This is a genomic window from Enterocloster citroniae (assembly GCF_040545455.1).
Lineage (GTDB): Bacteria > Bacillota > Clostridia > Lachnospirales > Lachnospiraceae > Enterocloster > Enterocloster citroniae.
Genome location: NZ_JBEPLZ010000007.1, coordinates 171,631 through 193,285, shown reverse-complemented (window position 1 = coordinate 193,285; position 21,655 = coordinate 171,631). Strand labels below are relative to the sequence as shown.

Annotated in this window: 19 protein-coding genes; 18 read left to right on the top strand and 1 reads right to left on the bottom strand. The window is 52.6% G+C overall.

The genetic code is table 11. The features are described 5' to 3' along the window. The first annotated feature begins 3 nt into the window (after positions 1-3). From ABID13_RS11915 to ABID13_RS11830, 18 genes are all read left to right on the top strand, one after another. Entirely contained in the window at positions 4-1,779 is a 1,776-nt protein-coding gene (locus tag ABID13_RS11915; protein ID WP_045092938.1) for a B12-binding domain-containing radical SAM protein, read from the top strand. A 20-nt stretch (positions 1,780-1,799) separates the two neighbouring features. Beyond that, positions 1,800-2,471, top strand: a complete 672-nt coding sequence (gene nth / locus ABID13_RS11910) for an endonuclease III (RefSeq protein WP_048929009.1) — start codon at positions 1,800-1,802, stop codon at positions 2,469-2,471. Positions 2,472-2,543: 72 nt separating this feature from the next. Continuing rightward, positions 2,544-3,266 carry a 3'-5' exonuclease gene (locus ABID13_RS11905; protein ID WP_007869653.1) on the top strand — a complete coding sequence of 241 codons (723 nt, stop codon included), beginning with the start codon at positions 2,544-2,546 and terminating at the stop codon, positions 3,264-3,266. A 245-nt stretch (positions 3,267-3,511) separates the two neighbouring features. Next, positions 3,512-5,086, top strand: coding sequence for a VanW family protein (locus ABID13_RS11900; protein ID WP_048929008.1), 1,575 nt, complete (start codon positions 3,512-3,514; stop codon positions 5,084-5,086). Further along, entirely contained in the window at positions 5,083-5,697 is a 615-nt protein-coding gene (locus ABID13_RS11895; RefSeq protein ID WP_007869646.1) for an AIR synthase family protein, read from the top strand. The genes ABID13_RS11900 and ABID13_RS11895 overlap by 4 nt, the downstream gene beginning before the upstream one ends. A gap of 63 nt (positions 5,698-5,760) precedes the next feature. Beyond that, positions 5,761-6,243, top strand: coding sequence for an Lrp/AsnC family transcriptional regulator (locus ABID13_RS11890; RefSeq protein ID WP_007869644.1), 483 nt, complete (start codon positions 5,761-5,763; stop codon positions 6,241-6,243). Continuing rightward, positions 6,240-7,412 (top strand): aminotransferase class I/II-fold pyridoxal phosphate-dependent enzyme, encoded by a 1,173-nt coding sequence (locus ABID13_RS11885; RefSeq protein ID WP_007869641.1) that lies wholly within the window; start codon positions 6,240-6,242, stop codon positions 7,410-7,412. Before ABID13_RS11890 ends, ABID13_RS11885 begins: the two co-directional genes overlap by 4 nt. A gap of 7 nt (positions 7,413-7,419) precedes the next feature. Then, the gene (locus ABID13_RS11880) at positions 7,420-7,923 is read left to right on the top strand and encodes a tRNA (cytidine(34)-2'-O)-methyltransferase (RefSeq protein WP_007869639.1); all 504 of its coding nucleotides are present in this window, start codon (positions 7,420-7,422) and stop codon (positions 7,921-7,923) included. A gap of 211 nt (positions 7,924-8,134) precedes the next feature. Next, complete coding sequence (locus tag ABID13_RS11875) at positions 8,135-9,130, top strand: LacI family DNA-binding transcriptional regulator (protein ID WP_007869637.1); 996 nt, start codon at positions 8,135-8,137, stop codon at positions 9,128-9,130. Between the two features lie 48 nt (positions 9,131-9,178). Next, a complete protein-coding gene (locus ABID13_RS11870; protein ID WP_048929007.1) occupies positions 9,179-10,723 on the top strand; it encodes an acyl CoA:acetate/3-ketoacid CoA transferase in 1,545 nt (514 codons plus the stop codon). Positions 10,724-10,907: 184 nt separating this feature from the next. After that, positions 10,908-12,089 (top strand): CaiB/BaiF CoA transferase family protein, encoded by a 1,182-nt coding sequence (locus tag ABID13_RS11865; RefSeq protein WP_048929006.1) that lies wholly within the window; start codon positions 10,908-10,910, stop codon positions 12,087-12,089. A 5-nt stretch (positions 12,090-12,094) separates the two neighbouring features. Further along, positions 12,095-12,877 carry an enoyl-CoA hydratase/isomerase family protein gene (locus ABID13_RS11860; protein WP_048929005.1) on the top strand — a complete coding sequence of 261 codons (783 nt, stop codon included), beginning with the start codon at positions 12,095-12,097 and terminating at the stop codon, positions 12,875-12,877. Positions 12,878-12,891: 14 nt separating this feature from the next. Then, a complete protein-coding gene (locus ABID13_RS11855) occupies positions 12,892-14,550 on the top strand; it encodes an FAD-binding protein (protein ID WP_053095337.1) in 1,659 nt (552 codons plus the stop codon). A gap of 40 nt (positions 14,551-14,590) precedes the next feature. Further along, positions 14,591-15,691: a C4-dicarboxylate TRAP transporter substrate-binding protein gene (locus tag ABID13_RS11850; protein ID WP_007869626.1), complete on the top strand. Its 1,101-nt coding sequence runs from the start codon at positions 14,591-14,593 to the stop codon at positions 15,689-15,691. Between the two features lie 19 nt (positions 15,692-15,710). Next, a complete protein-coding gene (locus ABID13_RS11845) occupies positions 15,711-16,202 on the top strand; it encodes a TRAP transporter small permease (RefSeq protein ID WP_227162250.1) in 492 nt (163 codons plus the stop codon). Then, positions 16,202-17,491, top strand: coding sequence for a TRAP transporter large permease (locus ABID13_RS11840; protein WP_007869622.1), 1,290 nt, complete (start codon positions 16,202-16,204; stop codon positions 17,489-17,491). Before ABID13_RS11845 ends, ABID13_RS11840 begins: the two co-directional genes overlap by 1 nt. A gap of 172 nt (positions 17,492-17,663) precedes the next feature. Further along, on the top strand, positions 17,664-18,755 hold the full coding sequence (locus ABID13_RS11835) for a protein kinase family protein (RefSeq protein WP_048929003.1): 1,092 nt from the start codon (positions 17,664-17,666) through the stop codon (positions 18,753-18,755). 115 nt (positions 18,756-18,870) lie between these two features. After that, entirely contained in the window at positions 18,871-20,607 is a 1,737-nt protein-coding gene (locus ABID13_RS11830; protein WP_045092929.1) for a phospho-sugar mutase, read from the top strand. 88 nt (positions 20,608-20,695) lie between these two features. Here ABID13_RS11830 and ABID13_RS11825 read toward each other — a convergent pair whose 3' ends face one another. Beyond that, a complete protein-coding gene (locus tag ABID13_RS11825; protein WP_048929002.1) occupies positions 20,696-21,619 on the bottom strand; it encodes a tyrosine-type recombinase/integrase in 924 nt (307 codons plus the stop codon). Between the last annotated feature and the right edge of the window lie 36 nt (positions 21,620-21,655).

The window sequence follows — 21,655 nt, the reverse complement described above, 5'->3', positions numbered from 1 at the left end:
CCTATGAAGATATTGCTGGTGGCTGTCAACGCCAAGTATATTCATTCCAATCTGGGCATATACAGCCTGAAGGCCTATGCCCGGCAGCAGCTGGAGGCCGATCCCCCGCGAACCCAAGATCCGGTCACCATTGAACTGGCCGAGTACACCATCAACCATCAGCTGGACGCATGTCTGCAGGATCTATACAGGAGAAAGCCCGATGTGATCGGGTTTTCCTGTTATATCTGGAACATAGAGAGTATCCGGTCCCTGGCCGCCGACATAAGGAAGCTGCTGCCCCATGTCCCCCTGTGGCTGGGCGGACCGGAAGTCTCCTATGACGCGAGAAAGGTTTTGCAGGACATGCCCTTTATTACCGGGGTCATGAAGGGGGAAGGGGAGGAGACGTTTGCACAGCTGGTCCGGTATTATGTGGATAACGGGACGGAAGATCCCGCAGACTGTGGAAAAGTCCGCGGTCAGGGCCTGTCCCGGCTTACGGGGCTTACCTACCGAGGCCCGGACGGCGTCATAACGGACACGGGCATTCGCCCTGTTATGGATCTCAGCCGTATTCCATTTTCCTATGACTGCATCAAGCTGGAGGAACTGGAACACAGGATCATCTACTATGAGAGCAGCAGGGGATGCCCCTTTTCCTGCAGTTACTGTCTTTCTTCCATAGATAAGCAGATCCGTTTCAGGAACCTGGATCTGGTTAAGGAGGAACTGCTGTTTTTCCTGAATGCCGGGGTGCCTCAGGTGAAATTTGTGGACAGGACCTTTAACTGTAAAAAAAGCCACGCCATGGCCATATGGAGGTGGATACAGGAACATGACAACGGGGTTACCAACTTCCACTTTGAGATCGCGGCCGACCTTTTGGGGGAGGAGGAGATGGAACTGTTAGCCGGTATGCGTCCCGGGCTGGTGCAGCTGGAGATTGGCGTCCAGACCACCAATGTGCAGGCCCTTGAGGCCATCCGCCGAAAGACTGACATAGATGAGATCCGCCGTATCACTTCCAGAATCAACGCGGGCAGAAATGTACACCAGCACCTGGACCTGATCGCAGGCCTGCCCTATGAGGGGATGGAGAGTTTTCAGAAATCCTTTGATGACGTGTATTCCATGGAGCCGGAGCAGCTGCAGCTGGGGTTCTTAAAAGTGTTAAAGGGGTCCTACATGGAGGAGAAAGCGCCGGACTACGGCCTGGTGTATTCATCCACTCCGCCATATGAGGTGCTTTCCACCAGGTGGCTGTCCTATGACCGGATACTGGAGCTTAAGACAGTGGAAGACATGGTGGAGGTCCATTATAACAGCAGACAGTTTACATGTACACTGAAGGCCCTTGAAAAAGAATTCCCCTCCCCTTACCAAATGTTCCTTGCCATGGGGGAATACTACCAAAAACATGGGCTGACAGGTATGAACCACAGCCGCATTGCAAGATATGAGATCCTTTTTGCAATGATAGAGGAATATCTGCACGGTCCGTCCGTGGAAGCTTACCGGGACCGTTTGACGGCGGACCTGTATCTGAGGGAAAATGTCAAAAGCCGTCCTTCCTTTGCCAGGGATCAGGCTCCGTATAAATCAAAGATCAGGGACTTTTTCATCTCTGAGGAAAAGAACCCCCGGTATCTGGCGGGCTACGAGGGCTTTGATTCCAGGCAGATGAGCAAGATGGCTCATGTGGAAGCCATGGGGGACAAAACATTGGTCCTGTTTGATTACAGGAACCGGGATCCCCTGACCTACAATGCCAGGGCATGTGTCCTGGAGTTAAACTGATCATCCTGAGAGGAAACTGTATGAAGGAAACTACAACCAGAAAAAAACGCGAGACAAAAAAAGAGCAGGCCGACCGCATCCTGCGCATCCTGGCGGCCCTGGACCGGGAGTACGGTACAGAGTACAGATGCTATTTGAACCATGAGACCCCATGGCAGCTGTTGATCGCGGTGATCATGAGCGCCCAGTGCACGGATGCCCGGGTCAATATTGTCACAGCGGATCTGTTTAAGAAATATAATACCTTGGAAAAATTTGCCCGGGCCGATTTAAAGGAATTGGAACAGGACATCCATTCCATTGGGTTTTACCATATGAAGGCAAAAAATATCATTGCCTGCTGCAGGGACCTGGTGGAGAAGTTCGGCGGGAAAGTGCCGGAGACCATAGAGGAACTGACCTCCCTGGCAGGGGTGGGACGCAAGACCGCCAATGTGATCCGGGGAAACATTTACAATGAACCCAGCATCGTGGTAGATACCCATGTGAAGCGCATTTCCAGGAAGCTGGGGCTTACAAAGGAAGAGGACCCGGAAAAGATTGAGTATGACCTGATGCGGGTACTGCCGAAGGACCACTGGATCCTCTGGAATATCCACATCATTACCCTGGGAAGGACCATCTGCATTGCAAGACGTCCCAAGTGCGTGGAGTGCTTTTTAAGGGATGAGTGCCCGGGATGTGAGTGCTGACCTTAGCGCTGCATTGCGTAAATTCCTGTGATTTACGCCATGAGGTACTAGAATAGGAGACGGAAGAAGAGAATGATGAATTCATACATAGCCTTGGATCTGGAGACAACGGGACTTGAGGCCAAACAGGAAAAGATAACCGAGATAGCAGCCATCAAGATCATAGACGGAGCCGTTGCCGGGCAGTTTGTGACCCTTGTAAACCCTATGCGCAGGCTGGGGATGCACATTACGCGGCTGACCGGGATTACAGATGAGATGTTAAAGGATGCGCCGCCCATAGAGGATGTGATAGGGGACGCAGTGGAATTCTTTGGCGATCTGCCCCTTTTGGGGCATAATATTATGTTTGATTATAGTTTTTTAAAGCACGCGGCAGTCAACAGCCGTCTGGAATTTGAAAAGGAAGGTTTGGACACCCTGATGCTGTGCCGGGCGTTTATGCCCGGGGATGTGAAGCGGAATCTGTCCTGTGCCTGCTCTTACTATCATATATCCCAGTCCGCTGCCCACCGTGCCCAGGCCGATGCGGAGGCGGCGCACAGGCTTTACCAGGAGCTGTTAAAGCTCCACAGCCAGGACAGACCGGAACTGTTCACCTCAAAACCCTTGATTTACAAGGCAAAAAGGGAGCAGCCGGCCACAAAAAGGCAAAAAGAATACTTGCAGGATTTAGTAAAATGTCATAGAATAGACATAACTGTGCAGATTGATGATATCAGCCGCAGCGAGGCATCGCGGATGATCGACACCATTATCTCCCAGTACGGAAGGATTCCAAGGCAAATCTCTTAAATATAGATAGATAAATGAAGAGATTCGAGGCATATTAATATTAAAGAAGGTGAATGTACATGATGAATATGAGCGATCCTAAGATGAAGAAGATTATTTCAACCATCATTGTTGTAGTGTTAGTTCTGGCAATGATCGTGCCCATGGCACTCAGCGCCCTGATGTACTAAAATCCGTTCTGGGCTTATATATATAACTCAGGATGTGAAGGAAAAGAATTTATGTAACCGGGAAGAGGAGAAATTATGAAAAAAGCAATAGGAAATGCCGGTTTGGCGGCAGTCATTAGTATAGGGCTGCTTGCGGCATTTCCAGTGATCGCCTGGGCCGCGCCCGTGCTTCCTGTGGGAATCAGCATAGGCAGCCAGAGTCTGGCAGGGATGACGGCGGAGGAGGCCAGGTCCGCAGTGGAACAGTATGTAAATGGGCTGGCGGGCCAGAAGGTGATCCTGAACGTGGACGGACAGGACGTTGAGACCACGGCAGGGGAGCTGGGCTTTCACTGGAGCAACACCGATGCAGTAGACCAGGCAGCCAGCCAGTATGCGGGGGGCAGCCTCATCAGACAATATATGGTCCAGAAGGATCTGGCGTCCGCGCCCGTGGATCTGGAACTGGACACGGAAGTGGATTCCGCAAAGGTAAAGGAATTTGTGGATACCCAGTGTCAGGCAGTGACAGCCCAGCCCCAGGATGCGACCATAACCAGGGAGAACGGCCAGTTTGTCATTACGGATTCTGTGGCGGGCAAGGTGGTTGACGCAGCGGCCACGGAAGCGGCCCTGAATGAAGCCCTGGAAGGCGGACTGGAAGAACCTGTAAAAGTGACGGCAGAGGTGGCTGAGCAGCAGCCGGCCATCACCACAGAGGCCCTTGCAACCATTCAGGATGTGCTGGGGACCTATACAACTGATTTCAGCAGCAGCGGTGCAGCACGCTCCACCAACCTTGCGGTAGGCGCGGCCAAGATCAACGGCCATCTGCTTATGCCCGGGGAGGTTTTATCCGGTTATGAATGCCTGCAGCCATTTACAACAGCTAACGGCTATAAGACCGCGGCGGCCTATGAGAACGGCCAGGTCGTGGACAGTATCGGCGGAGGTGTGTGCCAGCTTGCCACTACACTGTATAACGCATCACTGGAGGCCGAGGTGGAGATCGTTCAGAGACAGAACCACTCCATGATAGTGACCTATGTAAAACCATCCAGGGATGCGGCCATTGCAGGCACATACAAGGATATTAAGATTAAGAACAATTACAGCACTCCGATTTACGTGGAGGGTTACACCGAAGGCAGGAAGCTGACTTTTACCATTTACGGAAAAGAGACGCGTCCGGAAAACCGCAAAGTGGAATATGTATCCGAAACCCTTGGAAGCACCAGTCCGGGAGAACCCCAGCTGATCGTGGACAACGCACTGGCGCCGGGGGCAAAGGTGAAGGTCCAGTCCTCCCATACAGGACTCAGGTCCAGGCTATGGAAAGTGGTGACCGTGGACGGCGTGGAGCAGGAGAGGACCCTTCTCAACAAGGATACCTACAATGCATCCAAGGCAATCTACCGTGTAGGTCCCGCTCTTCCGGCCGATGTACCGCCGGATCCCAATGCAGTCGCTCCTGTGGAGACGGCACCGGTTGAGACCGCACCGGTGACCGGCGTGGACGGCGGACCGGGCGTGACGCAGCCGGCGCCTACAGAGGCGGCGCCAGACCCGGCGCCGGCAGATCCGGCTCCGGTACAGGCAGATCCGGCGCCTACAGAGGCGGCACCTGACCCGGCACCGGTTGTGACACCTGTACCGGAGGCAGCGGGATGAGGACCGCAGGCCAGGGACCGGGGGGATTTGAGAAGCGGGAAGGCTTCATGAAACCCGGTCAGGATCTGGTGATGGCGGGATTTACAGGCTTTGCCGGGACCTGCAGGATCGGAGCGCGTAAGAGAGGGGAGCTTGAGGCGCATTTTTCCCCCATGTTCTTAAACTGCCTGGACCAGGCGGAAGAAAGCTGTGTGAGACAATGGATGGAACGTGAGCTGTCGCAGAAGGATTGTGCTGTGACAGCCCACGAATATGCAGGAGAGGGCGGCGTATTAGCTGCCCTTTGGAATTTATCCGGAATTTTTAATGTTGGGATCGATGTGGATCTAAGGGCGCTGCCCATCCGGCAGGTGACCGTGGAAGTGTGTGAACTATATGAGCTGAATCCCTACAGGCTGCTCTGCGGTGACTGTGTCATCATGGCATCGGACCGGGGAGGGCAGCTGGTAAGACGCCTGAAAGCAGCGGGGATCCCCGGCGCGGTGATCGGATGTGTGACCGGGGGCATTGCAAGGCAGATCCGCCATGGAGAGGAGACCGTGGGTTATCTGGAGCGGCCAAAGCCTGACGAACTGTTAAAGATCACAGATAGTTACGCAGTACAGCACTAGCGCTCTGTTTGTTCAGGGCGTTGGTTCTGCATATAAATATAGAAAGCGGAGGATGTTATAACCATGAGAGAGAAGATTCTGGCAGTCATTGAAAAGAACAGCAGGATTGATATTAAGGACCTGGCCGTTTTGTTGGGAGAAAGCGAAGTCGCGGTGGCCAATGAGATCGCGGCAATGGAAAAAGAACACATTATCTGCGGATACCACACCCTGATCAACTGGGACAACACCAGCGATGAAAAAGTAGTGGCCCTGATCGAGGTAAAGGTAACTCCTCAGAGAGGCATGGGATTTGACAAGATCGCAGAGCGAATTTACCAGTACAGTGAGGTGGAGGCTGTTTACCTGATGAGCGGTGCTTATGATTTCACTGTATTCATTGAAGGAAAAACCATGCGCCAGGTGGCCCAGTTTGTATCTGACAGGCTGGCGCCCATGGAGTCCGTGCTCAGTACCGCAACCCATTTTGTTCTGAAAAAATACAAAGACCATGGCACCGTGATCAGTGAGCCGGTGCAGGATGAAAGGATGCTGATTACCCCATGAGAAATCCATTATCAGATAAGATCGTAAAGATACCGCCTTCCGGGATCCGCAAGTTTTTTGATATTGTCAGCGAGATGAAGGACGCCATTTCCCTGGGCGTGGGCGAGCCTGACTTTGACACTCCGTGGCACATCAGGGAGGAGGGCATCTATTCCCTGGAAAAGGGCCGCACCTTTTACACCTCCAATGCCGGATTAAAGCCCCTGAAGGTGGAGATATGTGAATACTTAAAGCGCCGGTGCGGCGTGGTTTATGACCCCGACCATGAGGTGCTGGTGACAGTGGGCGGCAGCGAGGCCATTGACATTGCCATGCGAGCCATGCTTAACGAGGGGGACGAGGTGCTGATCCCTCAGCCCAGCTACGTATCCTACATGCCCTGTGTGACCCTGGCGGACGGTGTGCCGGTGGTGATTGAGCTGGAGGAAAAGGATCAGTTCAGGCTGACTCCTGAAAAGATGCTGGAGAAGATCACGGATAAGACGAAGATCCTGGTGCTTCCTTTCCCCAACAACCCCACCGGAGCTATTATGGACCGGAATGACCTGGAGAAAATTGTGGAGATTGTTCTGGAAAAAGACCTGTTTGTGGTATCGGATGAGATCTACTCAGAGCTTACATACGGCGATGAAAAACATGTGACCATTGCGTCCTTCCCCGGGATGAAGGAGAGGACGGTTCTGATCAACGGTTTTTCCAAGGCATATGCCATGACCGGCTGGCGCCTGGGCTATGCTGCCGCTCCGGCTGTGATTTTGGAGCAAATGCTGAAGATCCACCAGTACGCCATCATGTGCGCCCCAACCACCAGCCAGTACGCTGCTGTCTCCGCCATGAAGAACGGGGATCCGGACGTGGCCATGATGCGGGAGTCCTACAACCAGCGCCGCCGCTTCCTGCTCCATGCATTTGCGGAGATGGGAATCGAGTGCTTTGAACCCCTGGGCGCATTTTATACGTTTCCCAACATTAAACGTTTTGGGATGACATCCGAGGAGTTTGCAACCAGGCTTTTGCAGGAAGAAAAGGTGGCTGTTGTGCCGGGAACCGCATTTGGTGACTGCGGGGAGGGTTTTGTAAGGATTTCCTATGCTTATTCCCTGAATAACCTGAAGGAAGCTCTGGGACGCATCCAGCGCTTTGTAAGCCGCCTGGATGGAAAGGCGTGACACAACCATGATGAACATTGTATTATTAGAGCCTGAGATGCCCTCCAATACAGGAAATATCGGCAGGACCTGCGTTGCCACCAAGACCAGGCTCCATCTCATCGAACCCCTGGGATTTAAGCTGAACGAAAAGGCGCTTAAGAGGGCCGGACTGGATTACTGGGATAAACTGGATGTGACCGTGTACAGTGATTATCAGGATTTCCTGGAACGCAACCCCGATGCCCTGGGGCGCATGTATTTTGCCACCACCAAGGCCCATAAGGTTTACTCCAATGTGGAATATGAACCGGACTGTTATCTTATGTTCGGCAAGGAGAGTGCAGGGATACCCGAGGAGATCCTGGTGGAGAATGAGGAGCATTGTATCCGTATTCCCATGTGGGGGGACATCCGCTCCCTGAACCTGTCCAACTCTGTGTCGGTGGTGCTGTATGAGGCGCTGCGGCAGCATGGATTTGAGAAGATGGCCCTCACAGGGCAGCTGCATCATCTGAACTGGAATCATTAGAATATATAGGGAAGGCTGCGGACACTGCGGTTTATTGCGCAGGGGGGCGGCCTTTTTCTATGGCGGCACGGATCTTATTCCTTGGGGCGGCGTACCTTTACAGATCCTATTATTGGGGCGGTTTGCGCTTTGGGAAACATAAAACATTCTTTGACGGAAGGAACCATGTCTGTTATACTGAAAAAAGTACAAGAGGCATGAGGTGTATAGAATGGCTACAATAAAAGACGTTGCAAAAGAGGCTGGTTTTTCTGTCTGTACCGTGTCCAGGGCCCTGGCCGGCAAGGGATATATTAAAGAGGAGACACGCCAGAGGATCATGGAGGCTGTGCGGACCGTGGACTACAGGCCCAATAATCTGGCGGTCAGCTTAAAGACGGGCCGGACCAACACGCTGGCGCTGATCATACCCGATGTTATGAACATGTATTATCCGCGTCTGGAGAAGTACATAGAAAAATATGCAGCGGATCAGGGCTTTATGGTATATCTGTGCAATTCCAATAACGACATTGAGCGGGAAAAGAAGTTCATAGAAAACCTCAGTCTGAAAAAGGTTGACGGGGTCATTGTTACGCCCTGTACCAATGAGCATCAGCATATCAAAAAGCTTAATGATTTCGGCATCCCCTATGTGTACCTGAACCGCAATTTCCCGGATGATGTTGAGCGGTGCATCCGGGTGGACAACTTTAAGGGAGCCTATGACTGCGTTTCCTACCTCCTGGACAATGGCTATACACGCATTGGCGGTGTGTTCCAGAGTTTTAATAACATGATCTATGAGGAACGTTATGCCGGAATGGTCAAGGCATTAAAGGACCGGGGAATCCAGGCGGACAAGGATATCATACTTTTGGACGTGGACGATCTGGATCATTCCCACAAGCGGATTGAGAAGCTTTTAAAAAGAAAGCACAGGCCGCAGGCCATATTTACATCCAATGATATGCTGGCCTTTGGTGTGTACAGGGCGGCGTATAACTGCGGCATCAGGATACCGGAGGATCTGTCCGTCATGGGTTATGACAATATCATCATGACCGATAAGATCATACCTCCCCTCACCTCCTATTACACGCCTGCGGAAGAGATTTCCAGGGCGGCGGTGGAGTATATATGCGCATGCATCAGCGGGAAAGAGGCGGACAGGTTCCCGATTTATGAAGGGAAACTGGTGCTGAGGGATTCGGTAAGGCCCTGTTGAGATTATGATCTGTTCTATTAATACACAACAAGAAGGGGGATATGAAGTATGTCAAAATGTATGTCACTGGAGGAGGCTGTAAATCTGGTAAAAGACGGGGACAGCTTGTGGCTTTCAGGAGGGGGAGGAGGGATCAACGATCCGGGTTATCTGCTCTCCGGCCTGGAAAAGCGGTTCTTGGACACGGGAAGCCCGGCCGGGCTGACCCTTTATCACAGCGCCGGCATCGGAGACAAGCAGGGGGGAGGAGCGGACCATTTTGCCCATAAAGGCATGGTGAGAAAGGTAGTGGGAAGCCACTGGACCTGGTCTGTGAATATGCAGAAACTGGCCATGGAGAACCAGATAGAGGCATATGTCCTTCCGCAGGGAGTCATGACCCAGCTGGTGAGGGAGATCGCGGCCGGGAGACCGGGCCTGATCACAAAGACGGGTCTTCATACCTTTGTGGATCCCAGAGTGGAGGGCGGCCGCGTGAATGAATGTTCAAAAGAGGAGCTTTCTTTTTTATTTACCAAAGATGTAAACGATTATATATTTTATAAAAGCTTCCATTTGGACGTTGCCCTGTTCCGGGGATCTGCCGCGGATGAGGATGGAAACATCAGTTTTGAGGATGAGGGACTGATGACGGAAGCGCTTTCCCAGGCCCAGGCGGTAAAAAACTGCGGCGGGGTCGTCATATGCCAGGTGAAACGGATGGTGGAACGAGGCGGGATCCGACCGGACTGTGTGGCGGTACCCGGTATACTGGTCGATGCCGTGGTGGTGGACTCCCGGCAAAGAATGTCCATGAAAACAGAATATGATGAAACCCTGTCCGGAAAGAAACGGGGAGGACTTCCTGAAAGCGAGTATATGCCCCAGGACAACCGTAAGGTAATGGCCAAGCGGGCAGCCATGGAGCTAAAAAGAGGTGATATAGTCAATTTGGGATTTGGGGTGCCCGCCGGAGTGGGCAAGGTGCTGGAGGAGAGCGGCTGCCAGTCCTGTATCCACCTGTCCCTGGAACAGGGGATCATAGGCGGTGTTCCCGCCACGGGCACTGATTTTGGCATAGCTTACAACCCCCAGGCGATCATCTGCGAGACAAACCAGTTTGACTGGTATGACGGCGGTGGGCTGGATGTGGCCGTGCTTTCCTTTGCTGAATTTGACCGGCAGGGAAATGTAAATGTAAGCAAGTTCAACCATGTGGTCAACGGAGTGGGCGGATTCATCAACATTTCCCAGAACGCAGGGCGGGTTGTTTTTACAGGAACATTTACGGCCGTGGGGCTGAGAGAGGAATGTAAGGAGGGAAGACTGCAGATCCTTCAGGAGGGAAGGGTGCAAAAGCTTGTGGATACAGTGGAGCAGGTCAGCTTCAGCGGGCCATACGCCAGGCAGACGGGACAGCCGGTCCTTTTTGTGACCGAACGGGCAGTGTTCCGGCTGGCAGATGAAGGGGTGGAACTGACAGAGATCGCCCCGGGGATCGATCTGCAAAAGGACGTTCTGGATGTCATGGGATTTGAACCCATTGTCAGCAGATACCTTAAAGTCATGGATCCACAGCTGTTTCAGGATATCCCTGTAAAATTAAATCTATAAATCACTATCAATGTATCGTTTAATAAAACCGGCTGGGGGCGGCCGGTTATTTATTACGTGAAAAACCTCTTGACATTTGTTGTGTAAACGATTATATTTAGAATTAACAAAACATATAAACGTTTACATATTATGCAACTATAAAAAAATAATAAAGAAAAAATAAACTACGGGAGGGAATCTTATGCTGGAAGGTGTTAAAGTCTTAAGCTTCACACATTATCTCCAGGGACCATCGGCAGCGCAGATACTGGCTGACCTGGGGGCGGAAGTAGTGAAGGTGGAGTCTCCAAAGGGAGCTTACGAGCGTTCCTGGTCAGGATGCAATACATACCCGGGAGGGGTCAGCATGTTTTTTCTGCTGGGCAACCGCAACCAGACATCCATTGCAGTGGACCTTAAAAGTAAGGAAGGGGTTGAGATCATCCACAAGCTGCTACGGGAGTATGATGTGGTGATCGAGAATTTCCGTGCAGGGGTAATGGAAAAGCTGGGACTGGGATACGAGGACCTAAAGAAGATCAACCCGGGCATTATCTATTGTTCCTGTTCCGGCTACGGATCTTCCGGTCCCTATGTGAAGAAGCCGGGGCAGGACCTGCTGATCCAGAGCATGAGCGGCCTTGTATCCCTGACCGGCTCCGATCCCGAGGCCCCGTCACCAGTGGGAACACCAGTGGTGGACCAGCATGGGGCAGTGCTGGCAGCCCTTGGGGTGGTGGCCTCCGTTTATGACAGGGCCAGGACGGGGAAAGGCCATAAGGTGGAGGCAAGCCTTCTGGGATCGGCATTGGATCTGCAGCAGGAAGCCCTGGGATATTATCTCAACGGAGGACAGTTTACAGAGCGCCCCACCACCGGGCTCAGCACCAGGTTCCACCAGTCTCCCTACGGCGTGTACAGGACCGGGGACGGCTGCATCACCCTTTCCCTGGTTCCGGTGGAAAAGCTGAGGGAGCTTTTTACGCCGGGATGTCTGGACGGATATACCTCCAGGGACCAGATGGAGCGCAGATTGGAGTTTGATGCCGTGGTATGCCGGGAGATGAAGAAAAAGACCACCGGGGAGTGGAAGAAGATTTTCGATGAAAACGGCATCTGGTACGCTCCTGTGAATAATTACCAGGAGGTCCTGGAGGACGAACAGGTCAGGTACAATGACAATATCCTGACCATGCACCATCCCGTTGCAGGGGATGTGCGGGTGGTAGGACATGCAAACCGTTACGATGGGGAGAATATCAAGATCCGAAAGCTGCCTCCGAAACTGGGGGAGAGCACAAAAATCCTGATGGAACACCTGGGTTATAATGAGGAGACCATCAGAAGGTACAGGGAACACGGCATCATTACAATGGAGGAGTGACAGGGATGGAATATATAAATGATCTGCTGAAGGTAGAGGTACAGGATTATGTGGCGCTGGTGACGATCAACCATCCGCCTCTCAACATACTTACTCTGGAACTGAGTGCGCAGATGAGGGATACCCTACACCGTCTGGAGGAGGACGATGCGGTCCGGGTGGTGGTGCTTCGCGGGTCCGGGGAAAAGGCATTCTGTGTGGGAGCGGATATCAAGGAGTTTCCACAGGTGTGGGATGATGTGATCGGGAAAAAGCTGATGAACGAAAACCTGGCAATTGACGCCATTGAGCTTTTGGATAAGCCGGTTATTGCGGCCATGGAAGGCAATACCCTGGGCGGAGGATGCGAGATCGCCATGGCCGCGGATATCCGCATCATGAGCCAGGAAGGCAGGATCGGGCTTCCTGAGATCAATCTGGGAGTGTTTCCGGGGAGCGGCGGGCTGTTCCGGCTTGCCAGATATGTGGGGATCGCAAAGGCCTATGAGATGCTTTACACGGGAACTATCCTGGATGCCGGGGAGGCGCTTCAGTGCGGCCTGGTAAACAGGGTCGTGCCCCGGGGGCAGACGGAGGCGGCTGCCATGGAGATGGCAGGGATCATTGCGGACAAACCCTTTGAGGCGATCAAACTTATAAAGAAAGGGGTAAGACAGCTGTGGCAAAAGACCACGGAAGAGAATTTTTACCCTAATCTGGAATTCAGCAGAACGGTTTTTAAGACGCCTGACTGTGCAGAAGGGGTGGATGCATTTATCCATAAGCGCCAGCCCCGGTTCAGCAAATAACCAGGAGAGTGGAAATGAATATAACAATCGACATTTTAGTGATCGGCGCCGGAGGCGCCGGCTGCAGGGCGGCCATAGCGGCCGCGGACTGCGGAACCTCGGTTCTTCTGGCAAGCAAAAAGCCCTTGGGGGAGTCCGGGGCCACCAGTTATCCGGTGGCGGAGATGGCGGGATATAATGCAGGGGATGTCTCCATTCCCATGGATGTGCAGATGCATTACAACGATATCATCGAGGCTGGACAGGGAATGGCGGACGAAGAGCTGGCGGCCATTGTTGCATCCAGGGCTCCGGAAACCATAAGGCAGCTGGAAGAGTGGGGAGTGAAGTTTGAGCATGAGAATGAGGGGTATTATGTGTTCCGCAGCTGTTTTTCACATTACCCCAGGACCCATGTGATCAAAGGCCACGGTGAACCCGTGGTAAGAGCCATGAAGGACCAGATCCATGCGCGGCCCAATATAACGGTGATGGATGATGTCACTATCATGGGTCTGTATGTCAGGGATGGCTGCTGTGTGGGGGCCTGCGGCCTGGCGGGCCGGGAGATGGTATACATTAACTCCAAAGCCGTCATTCTGGCTTCAGGAGGATGCGGTCAGGCGTTTGAGCGCAATATGAATCCAAGCGATGTGACCGGTGGCGGTTATTCCATGGCATACCACGCGGGGGCAGACCTGGTGAACATGGAGTTTATGCAGATTGGAATGGGTTTTTCCTGGCCCGTTGTGAACATTTTCAACGGATACATATGGGAGACAAAACCAAGGCTGTCCGACCGGGAAGGAAAGGATATCTTTGAGGAGGTCCTTCCTCAGAATCTTACGCCGGACCAGGTGATGCATGAGCACAGGAAGCATTTCCCGTTTTCCAGCAGTGACGATTCAAAATACCTGGAGGTGGCTGTCCAAACCGCGGTCAAGAATGGGCGCGGCACACAGCGGGGAGGGATCAGGGCTGACTTTTCCCACATTACGGATGAATACGTGAACAGCCTGAAGGATGACTGCGGGATCCACCACATGTGGCCCATTGCAAGGGATTATTTAAGATCCCGGGGCGTGGATCTGCTGCTGGACCAGGTGGAAGTGGCCTGTTATGCACACGCCATCAACGGCGGGGTGCGGATCAATACAAAGGGCATGTCCTCCATACAGGGACTTTACGCAGCGGGCGAGTGTGCGGGCGGACCCCATGGAGCGGACCGCCTGGGGGGCAATATGATGGTGACCTGCCAGGTGTTTGGGGAGATTGCAGGCACCAGCGCGGCTGAGTATGCGCTGAGGACCCAGCATGCGGAACATGTGGAACATCTCAGAGATCCCCACATGGAGGAGATGAAGGCGCTGCTGCACCGGAAACTTGACTGCATGGGGATGTTAAACCGGCTGAGAAAGGCTGCCCAGGACAATCTTCTGGTGGCCCGGACCGAAGATGGGCTTACCCAGGTGTTAAATGTGGCCGGGGAACTGGAGGGGGAGATGGTGCATGCAGATACCTGCCAGGAGATATACCCGGAAAATATCGATCTTTACCACATGCTCACAACCGTGCGGATCATGGCCCGGTGCGCCCTGGAGAGAAGAGAAAGCCGGGGATCCCATCACCGTGCGGATCATCCCTTTAAGGACGAGAGATTTAACAAACCTGTAACCATACGAAAGAACGGCTAAGTGCCTTTCTGAAATAAATCCAACAAAGGAGAAGGAAATTATGAAGAAACACGTATTAGCATTAGCAATGGCAGCATCCATGGCAGCGCTCACAGCATGCGGCTCCATGCCTGGTATGGGAGTGACACAGGCGCCGGCCACTGAAGCGGCCAAGACAGAGGCGGCTAAGGCGGAGGAAGCACAGTCCGGCGACAGCAAGGCAGAGATACCTGCGCCTGCCGCTGACGACAAGGTTTATACGCTGAAGATCTCCACTTCCCAGACCGACCAGTCCCTGATCACCCAGGCATATATGAAGCTTGCGGACCGGGTAAAGGAAAATTCCAACGGACGCCTGGAAATCGAGGTATTCCCCTCCAGCCAGCTGGGCAATGACGAGGACGTGATCGAGCAGGCCATCCAGGGGGCAGGGATCGCCGTGAACACGGATGCGGCCAGGATGGGTACCTATGTAAAAGACATGGGCATCCTGATGATGGGATATTTTGCGGATAATTATGAGGAATGCCGTAAGATTACGGAGACAGACACGTTTAAGGGCTGGGAGAATGAACTTGCAGACAAACACGGAATCCGGGTGCTGGCATTTGACTTTTATGACGGGCCCAGGCATTTCATGACCAATAAGGAAGTTAAGACGCCTGAGGACTTAAAGGGGCTGCGTGTAAGGACCATTGGTGCAGAGGTGTGTACGGAGTCCATTGAAGCCATGGGAGGAACACCCATTGCCATGGCGTGGGGCGAGGTGTACAACGGCATTCAGTCCAAGGCACTGGACGCCTGTGAGGCGCAAAATACATCCACCTATCCGTCCAGAATTTATGAGGTTTGCAAGTACCAGACCAAGACAGGCCACTTCCAGCTTCTTCAGGCCCTGGTGTGCGGCGAATCCTGGTTTAAGAGCCTGCCTGAAGACCTGCAGAAGATCCTGGTGGACACTGCAAGGGAAGTGGGAGCGGAGAGTGCAGCAGATGTTTTGACAGAAGCGGAGAACTGTGAGAAAAAGATGGTGGAAGCCGGACTGACCATTGTGGAGCCGGACGTGGAGGCATTTAAGACAGCGGTGGAGCCGGCCTATGAGAAATTGGGTTATACGGAACTTCGTGAGCAGCTTTACAAAGAGATAGGAAAGACCAACTAAAGATTGCAGAAAGGTTTGGATGGCAATGAAAAGAATATCGGATATTACCCTCAAAGTCGAAGAGATCCTGGCCGCCGGCCTCCTTTGCCTGATCTCGGTCCTGGTGTTTGGCTCAGCCGTGGCCAGAACCATAGGCGTGCCTATTAACTGGGCCCAGGACATTGCGCTGCTGGCCTTTGCATGGCTGACCTTTCTGGGCGCGGACGTGGTGGCCAAATCCGGACGGCTCATTAATATTGATATGTTGACCAATCAGCTGCCAAAGGTGGTGCAGAAGCTCCTTGGGATCGTATTTGATATGATGATGTTGCTGTTCCTGTTTATTTTGATCGTGTATGGATTCCTGCTTGTGTCCCAGAGCTGGAGCCGTATGTTCAATACATTAAAGCTCAGCTATGCATGGTGCACCCTGGCTGTTCCTGTGGGAGCGCTCCTTCTGTTTACCACGGCGGCGGGCATGCTTGTAAGGGATATCAGAAAACCTGCAAAGGATTGGGGGCGGAGGGCATAATGTTAAACGCAATTGGGATATTTATGATTTTTTTGTTTTTAGGCATGCCGGTTGCATTTGCAATTGGAATATCAGGATTTATATTTTTCCTCATGAGGCCGGAGATACCGTGGACCATCCTGGTCCAGAAATCTCTGTCCACCACCCAGTCCTTTACCATGCTGGCGATCCCACTGTTCATATTTGCCGGAAACCTGATGAACAACACGGGCATTACCTCCAGGCTGGTGAAGCTGGCCAATGTTCTGACAGGACACATGTATGGCTCCATCGGCCAGGTATCCGTGGTCCTGTCCACCCTCATGGGCGGCGTGTCGGGATCGGCTGTGGCGGATGCGGCCATGGAGTGCCGTATCCTGGGGCCGGAGATGACAAAGCGCGGGTATGCCCCGGGCTGGTCAGCGGCCATCAACTGCCTGTCCGGACTGATCGTGGCCACCATCCCCCCGTCCATGGGCCTGATCCTCTACGGCACAGTGGGGGAGGTATCCATTGGGCGTCTGTTTATCGCAGGCTTTGTACCGGGCTTTATCATGTGTATTTTTATGATGATAGCCACATCCTGGTCAGCCCGCCATTTCGGCTATAAGCCGGACCATGAAAAGCCCTCCTCCCTCAGGGAGATTGGGAAAGCCTGCATTGAAAGTATCTGGGCACTGCTCTTCCCGGTCATCCTGATTGTCTTAATCAGGGGCGGAGTGATGACGCCATCGGAATCAGGGGCATTTGCCGTATTTTATGCCCTGGTGGTGGGGGTATTTGTGTACAGGGAGCTGACCTGGGAGAAATTTAAGGAATGCCTGATCGACAGCGTAAAAGATATTTCTGTTATTACCATGGTCCTGGCATTTTCCGGGATCTTCAGCTACGGGGTGGTGTATGACCAGCTGCCAAAGGATGTTGCCTCCTTCCTGGTAGGCATGACCAGCAACCCAACCGTCATGCTGTTTCTGATCATTGTCATGCTGATTGTGTGCGGCATGTTTATGGAGACAACGGTCATTACCCTGATCGTCACCCCCATCCTTCTGCCGGTCATCAGACAGTACGGCATTGATCCGGTACAGTTTGGAATCATCATGATGACCACGGTAACCATGGGCTGTTCCACGCCTCCCGTGGGCGTGGCTCTGTATACCTGTTCCTCTATTATGGACTGTCCGGTGGAGGAGACCACAAAGTACTCCTGGCCCTTATTTGTGGCGATTTTTGGAACCCTTTTGATCTGCATTTTCCTGCCTGACCTGATCCTCTTTCTTCCGAATCTGGTATATGGGCCGTCCATGTGACCAATGGGCAAATTCAATGGTTTTATAAGGTGACTGCCATGCTTTGCGTGGCAGTTTTCTTTGCCCTCATCTGTCATAAACATCCAATTCTTTACATACCCTAGAAGTAGCTGAAACGGCAGCTTCCCGTTTCGACTAAATGTGATGGGATAGAGTGTGGAGGGGTTGGAAAATGAACGAGAAGTACGTGGAAGCCTTAGAGCAGTATGAGATGGATGTAATATCAGTGAGAAAGGGCCGCGGTTCATGGATCTGTGAGACCAGGAACGGCTGCAGGCTTTTAAAAGAATACCGTGGAACGGTTAAACGCCTGGAATTCGAGGACGAGGTTCTGGGGATATTGGATACCAGGGGAAGCCTTAGGGCTGACCGGTACATCAGGAATAAAGAGGGAAGCCTTCTGACAATGACAGGAGACGGAACGCGCTACATACTAAAGGATTGGTTTATGGACAGGGAATGCAACATAAAAGACGGCTTTGAAATCCGTCAGGCATTGTCGCGCCTTGCCATGCTGCACGGTCAGCTGAGAACCGTGGAATTTAAGGAGGAGTGGAGCATGGGCTCCATCCTGTCCGAATCCCTGGAGGAAGAACTGGAGCGTCATAACAGGGAAATGCAGCGGACACGCAATTATATCCGCGGCAAACGGAAAAAATCCGAATTTGAGCTCTGCGTTATTGGAAATTACAACATGTTTTATGAGCAGGCCCTGGAGGCGGTGCAGGGGATCAAAAGCTTGTGGACGGAGAATGCAGTGGATTCCGAGTATGATGCCCTGGAGGCAGCGGAGATAAAGAACCCCAGGGGACCAAAGGGGGCGGTGCAGACTGCCGTACCTTCGGACCGCACAGGGGAAAAACCCGCATTCCTGTGCCATGGTGACCTGGACCAGCATCATGTGCTCATGGGGCCAAACTATACGGCTATTATCGAGTATAACCGTATGCACCTGGGGATCCAGGTCTCAGACCTATACCGGTTCATGCGTAAAGTCATGGAGAAGCACGGATGGAATGTGGACCTGGGATTATCCATGCTGGACTCCTATGAGCGGATCCTGCCCATGGACCGTCAGGAATTGACCTGCCTGTATTATCTGTTCCTGTATCCTGAGAAATACTGGAAACAGCTGAACTTTTATTACAATGCCAATAAGGCATGGATACCGGGCCGGAACATTGATAAACTCCACGGTCTGGAGGAACAGCAGCAGCAGAGGAATCACTTCCTGAAACGCCTTCAGGCTGACTGCGGGGTGTGATTAGTGTAAATTAATCAAGGCTTGTACTTCCTTTTTTTTGCCTGATATAGTATAATCTTAAGCATAATATGCAGGCAGATTATGCCTAATACTGCATTCAGGAGGGAGTATATTTATGAAAGATTACATGAAGATATACCAGGAATGGTTATCAAACCCCTATTTTGATGAGGCCACAAAAGAAGAGCTCCGCGCCATTGAGGGCGATGAGAATGAGATTAAAGAGCGTTTCTATATGGATCTGGAGTTCGGTACAGCCGGACTGCGCGGCGTAATCGGTGCAGGCATTAACCGTATGAATATTTATGTGGTAAGGCGTGCAACCCAGGGCCTTGCCAACTATATTATCAAACAGGGCGGCGCAGACAAGGGTGTTGCCATTGCCTATGATTCCCGCCACATGTCACCGGAGTTTGCCATGGAGGCGGCCATGACCCTGGCAGCCAACGGTATTAAGGCATACAAGTTTGAGTCGCTGCGCCCCACGCCGGAGCTGTCCTTTGCAGTCCGGGAGCTGGGCTGTATTGCCGGCATCAACATCACAGCCAGCCACAACCCGCCTGAATACAACGGCTATAAGGTATATTGGGAGGACGGCGCCCAGTTTACACCGCCTCATGACAAGGGCGTTACTGATGAGGTGCTGGCCATTGAGGATCTGTCCACGGTAAAGACCACGGACGAGGCATCCGCAGCGGCAGCGGGCAAGTACCAGGTGATCGGCAAGGAGATTGATGACAAGTATATTGCCCAGGTAAAGGCCCAGGTTGTGAACCAGAAGGCCATTGACGAGATGCAGGACCAGATCACCATTGTGTATACACCTCTCCACGGAACCGGTAATATCCCGGCCAGAAGAGTGATGGAGGAGATCGGCTTTACCCATGTCTATGTGGTGCCTGAGCAGGAACTGCCGGACGGTGATTTCCCAACTGTAAGTTATCCCAACCCGGAAGCCGAGGAAGCATTTGCCCTGGGCCTTAAGCTGGCCAGGGAAAAGGATGCGGACCTGGTTCTGGCAACAGATCCGGATGCCGACCGTCTGGGCGTATATGTAAAGGATGCCCGTTCCGGCAATTATATTCCTCTCACAGGCAACATGTCCGGTTCCCTGCTATGCGAGTATGTGCTCAGCCAGAAGCAGGCGGCAGGTAAGATACCAGCCGATGGCCAGGTGATCAAGTCCATAGTTTCCACCAACCTGATCGATGCGGTTGCAAAGGAATACGGATGCCGGCTCATTGAGGTGCTCACGGGCTTTAAGTGGATTGGACAGCAGGTGCTTAAGAACGAAAAGACAGGCCAGGGAACCTATCTCTTTGGAATGGAAGAGAGCTATGGCTGTCTCATCGGCACCTATGCCAGGGACAAGGACGCGATCTCGGCCACGGCAGCGCTGTGTGAGGCAGCAGCCTACTACAAGCAGAAAGGCATGACCCTGTGGGATGCCATGGTGGCTATGTACGATAAGTACGGCTACTATAAGGATGCGGTCAAGTCCATCGGCCTGTCCGGCATTGAAGGACTGGCCAAAATCCAGTCCATTATGGAGACACTGCGGGCCAATACGCCGGAAGCGGTGGGAAGCTACAAGGTTATCTCAGCAAGGGATTACAAGTTAGACACCGTCAAGGACATGACTACCGGAGAAGTGAAGCCCACCGGACTTCCGTCCTCCAATGTACTGTATTATGACCTGAATGACGGCGCCTGGATCTGCGTAAGGCCTTCAGGAACAGAGCCCAAGATCAAGTTCTACTACGGGATCAAGGGAAGCTCCATGGAGGATGCGGAGGCAAAGGCAGAGGCCCTGGGAGCAGCCGTGATGGCCATGGTGGATCAGATGATGTAAGTGAATATCATGAATATTATAGGGGATGCCCGGCGGCGTAAGCTGTCCGGCATCCCTTTTTGGCGCAGGGCGCCCCGTGCATGAGCGTTTACCAGGTGACGATTTTATCGATCAGCTCTCTCTGTTCATCCGTGGATTTGTTAAGGTAAATGCGCGTGGTTTCAATGCTGTCATGTCCCATCAGATCTGCCAGCAATGAGATGTCATTAAAATTTGCAAGAAAATTTTTGGCAAACCGGTGCCGGAAGGCGTGGGGATACACGGTATCCTCAGGTATGCCGTAGCGGCGGGCCAGCACCTTTAACTGGCTGCTGATGCCTCTTGGGGTGATGGGATCCCCGTGGGAGTTGGTAAAGAGAAAGCCGGATACAACGCCTTTTTCATGGACCCAGTCCAGGGCTTCCTGGCAGAGGGCATCGGGAAAGTAGATCCTGCGCACCTTTCCGCCTTTTGAGCATAGGTCCATATACCCCATCTCCAGGTGTTCCGCCTTGATTTGTATCAATTCACTGACCCTGGCTCCGGTGCAGGCCAGGAACCGGACCACAAAATACCAGTACATGTTGCCATCGGATTTCAGGGAATCTTTGAATCTCATATAATCTTCCTGGGAGATCACGCGGTCCAAAAAAGAAACCTGCTGCGTCTGCACCACAGGGAGACGGAAGGCGTCACGGCTGTCCCTATGGCAGTCCGAGGGAAATCCAGTGTTGTCCGAAGCAGCCCTGCTGCCATCGGAATCCGGCCCTTTGTTGTCCAAAGCCATTCCAATGCAGTCCAGGTACCTGTTGATCCCATAGATCCGGTTGTTGACCGTGGCAGCCGTATAGTGCTGCACCAGATAATCCTTATACAGCATCAGATTGGTCGTATTCAGTTCACCGAACAGGGAGTAGTAGAGCCGGCATGAGGCCAGACAGCTTTTAATGGTATTAGGGGAGGCGTCCCGCCTTTTCAGATAATGGATAAAATTTAATTCTGCTTCTTCAGGCATCTGTCTTGATGCGCACATAAAAATCACAACCTTTTATAACAAGTGACTGATGGC

Bases quoted from the DNA above. Each gene is read 5' to 3' on its own strand.
- ABID13_RS11895 (WP_007869646.1), top strand. From the start codon at position 5,083: ATGAGGACCGCAGGCCAGGGACCGGGGGGATTTGAGAAGCGGGAAGGC.
- ABID13_RS11850 (WP_007869626.1), top strand. From the start codon at position 14,591: ATGAAGAAACACGTATTAGCATTAGCAATGGCAGCATCCATGGCAGCG.
- ABID13_RS11830 (WP_045092929.1), top strand. From the start codon at position 18,871: ATGAAAGATTACATGAAGATATACCAGGAATGGTTATCAAACCCCTAT.
- ABID13_RS11905 (WP_007869653.1), top strand. From the start codon at position 2,544: ATGATGAATTCATACATAGCCTTGGATCTGGAGACAACGGGACTTGAG.
- ABID13_RS11885 (WP_007869641.1), top strand. From the start codon at position 6,240: ATGAGAAATCCATTATCAGATAAGATCGTAAAGATACCGCCTTCCGGG.
- ABID13_RS11900 (WP_048929008.1), top strand. From the start codon at position 3,512: ATGAAAAAAGCAATAGGAAATGCCGGTTTGGCGGCAGTCATTAGTATA.
- ABID13_RS11915 (WP_045092938.1), top strand. From the start codon at position 4: ATGAAGATATTGCTGGTGGCTGTCAACGCCAAGTATATTCATTCCAAT.
- nth (WP_048929009.1), top strand. From the start codon at position 1,800: ATGAAGGAAACTACAACCAGAAAAAAACGCGAGACAAAAAAAGAGCAG.
- ABID13_RS11825 (WP_048929002.1), bottom strand. From the start codon at position 21,619: ATGTGCGCATCAAGACAGATGCCTGAAGAAGCAGAATTAAATTTTATC.
- ABID13_RS11890 (WP_007869644.1), top strand. From the start codon at position 5,761: ATGAGAGAGAAGATTCTGGCAGTCATTGAAAAGAACAGCAGGATTGAT.
- ABID13_RS11840 (WP_007869622.1), top strand. From the start codon at position 16,202: ATGTTAAACGCAATTGGGATATTTATGATTTTTTTGTTTTTAGGCATG.
- ABID13_RS11845 (WP_227162250.1), top strand. From the start codon at position 15,711: ATGGCAATGAAAAGAATATCGGATATTACCCTCAAAGTCGAAGAGATC.
- ABID13_RS11835 (WP_048929003.1), top strand. From the start codon at position 17,664: ATGAACGAGAAGTACGTGGAAGCCTTAGAGCAGTATGAGATGGATGTA.
- ABID13_RS11880 (WP_007869639.1), top strand. From the start codon at position 7,420: ATGATGAACATTGTATTATTAGAGCCTGAGATGCCCTCCAATACAGGA.
- ABID13_RS11875 (WP_007869637.1), top strand. From the start codon at position 8,135: ATGGCTACAATAAAAGACGTTGCAAAAGAGGCTGGTTTTTCTGTCTGT.
- ABID13_RS11860 (WP_048929005.1), top strand. From the start codon at position 12,095: ATGGAATATATAAATGATCTGCTGAAGGTAGAGGTACAGGATTATGTG.
- ABID13_RS11870 (WP_048929007.1), top strand. From the start codon at position 9,179: ATGTCAAAATGTATGTCACTGGAGGAGGCTGTAAATCTGGTAAAAGAC.
- ABID13_RS11855 (WP_053095337.1), top strand. From the start codon at position 12,892: ATGAATATAACAATCGACATTTTAGTGATCGGCGCCGGAGGCGCCGGC.
- ABID13_RS11865 (WP_048929006.1), top strand. From the start codon at position 10,908: ATGCTGGAAGGTGTTAAAGTCTTAAGCTTCACACATTATCTCCAGGGA.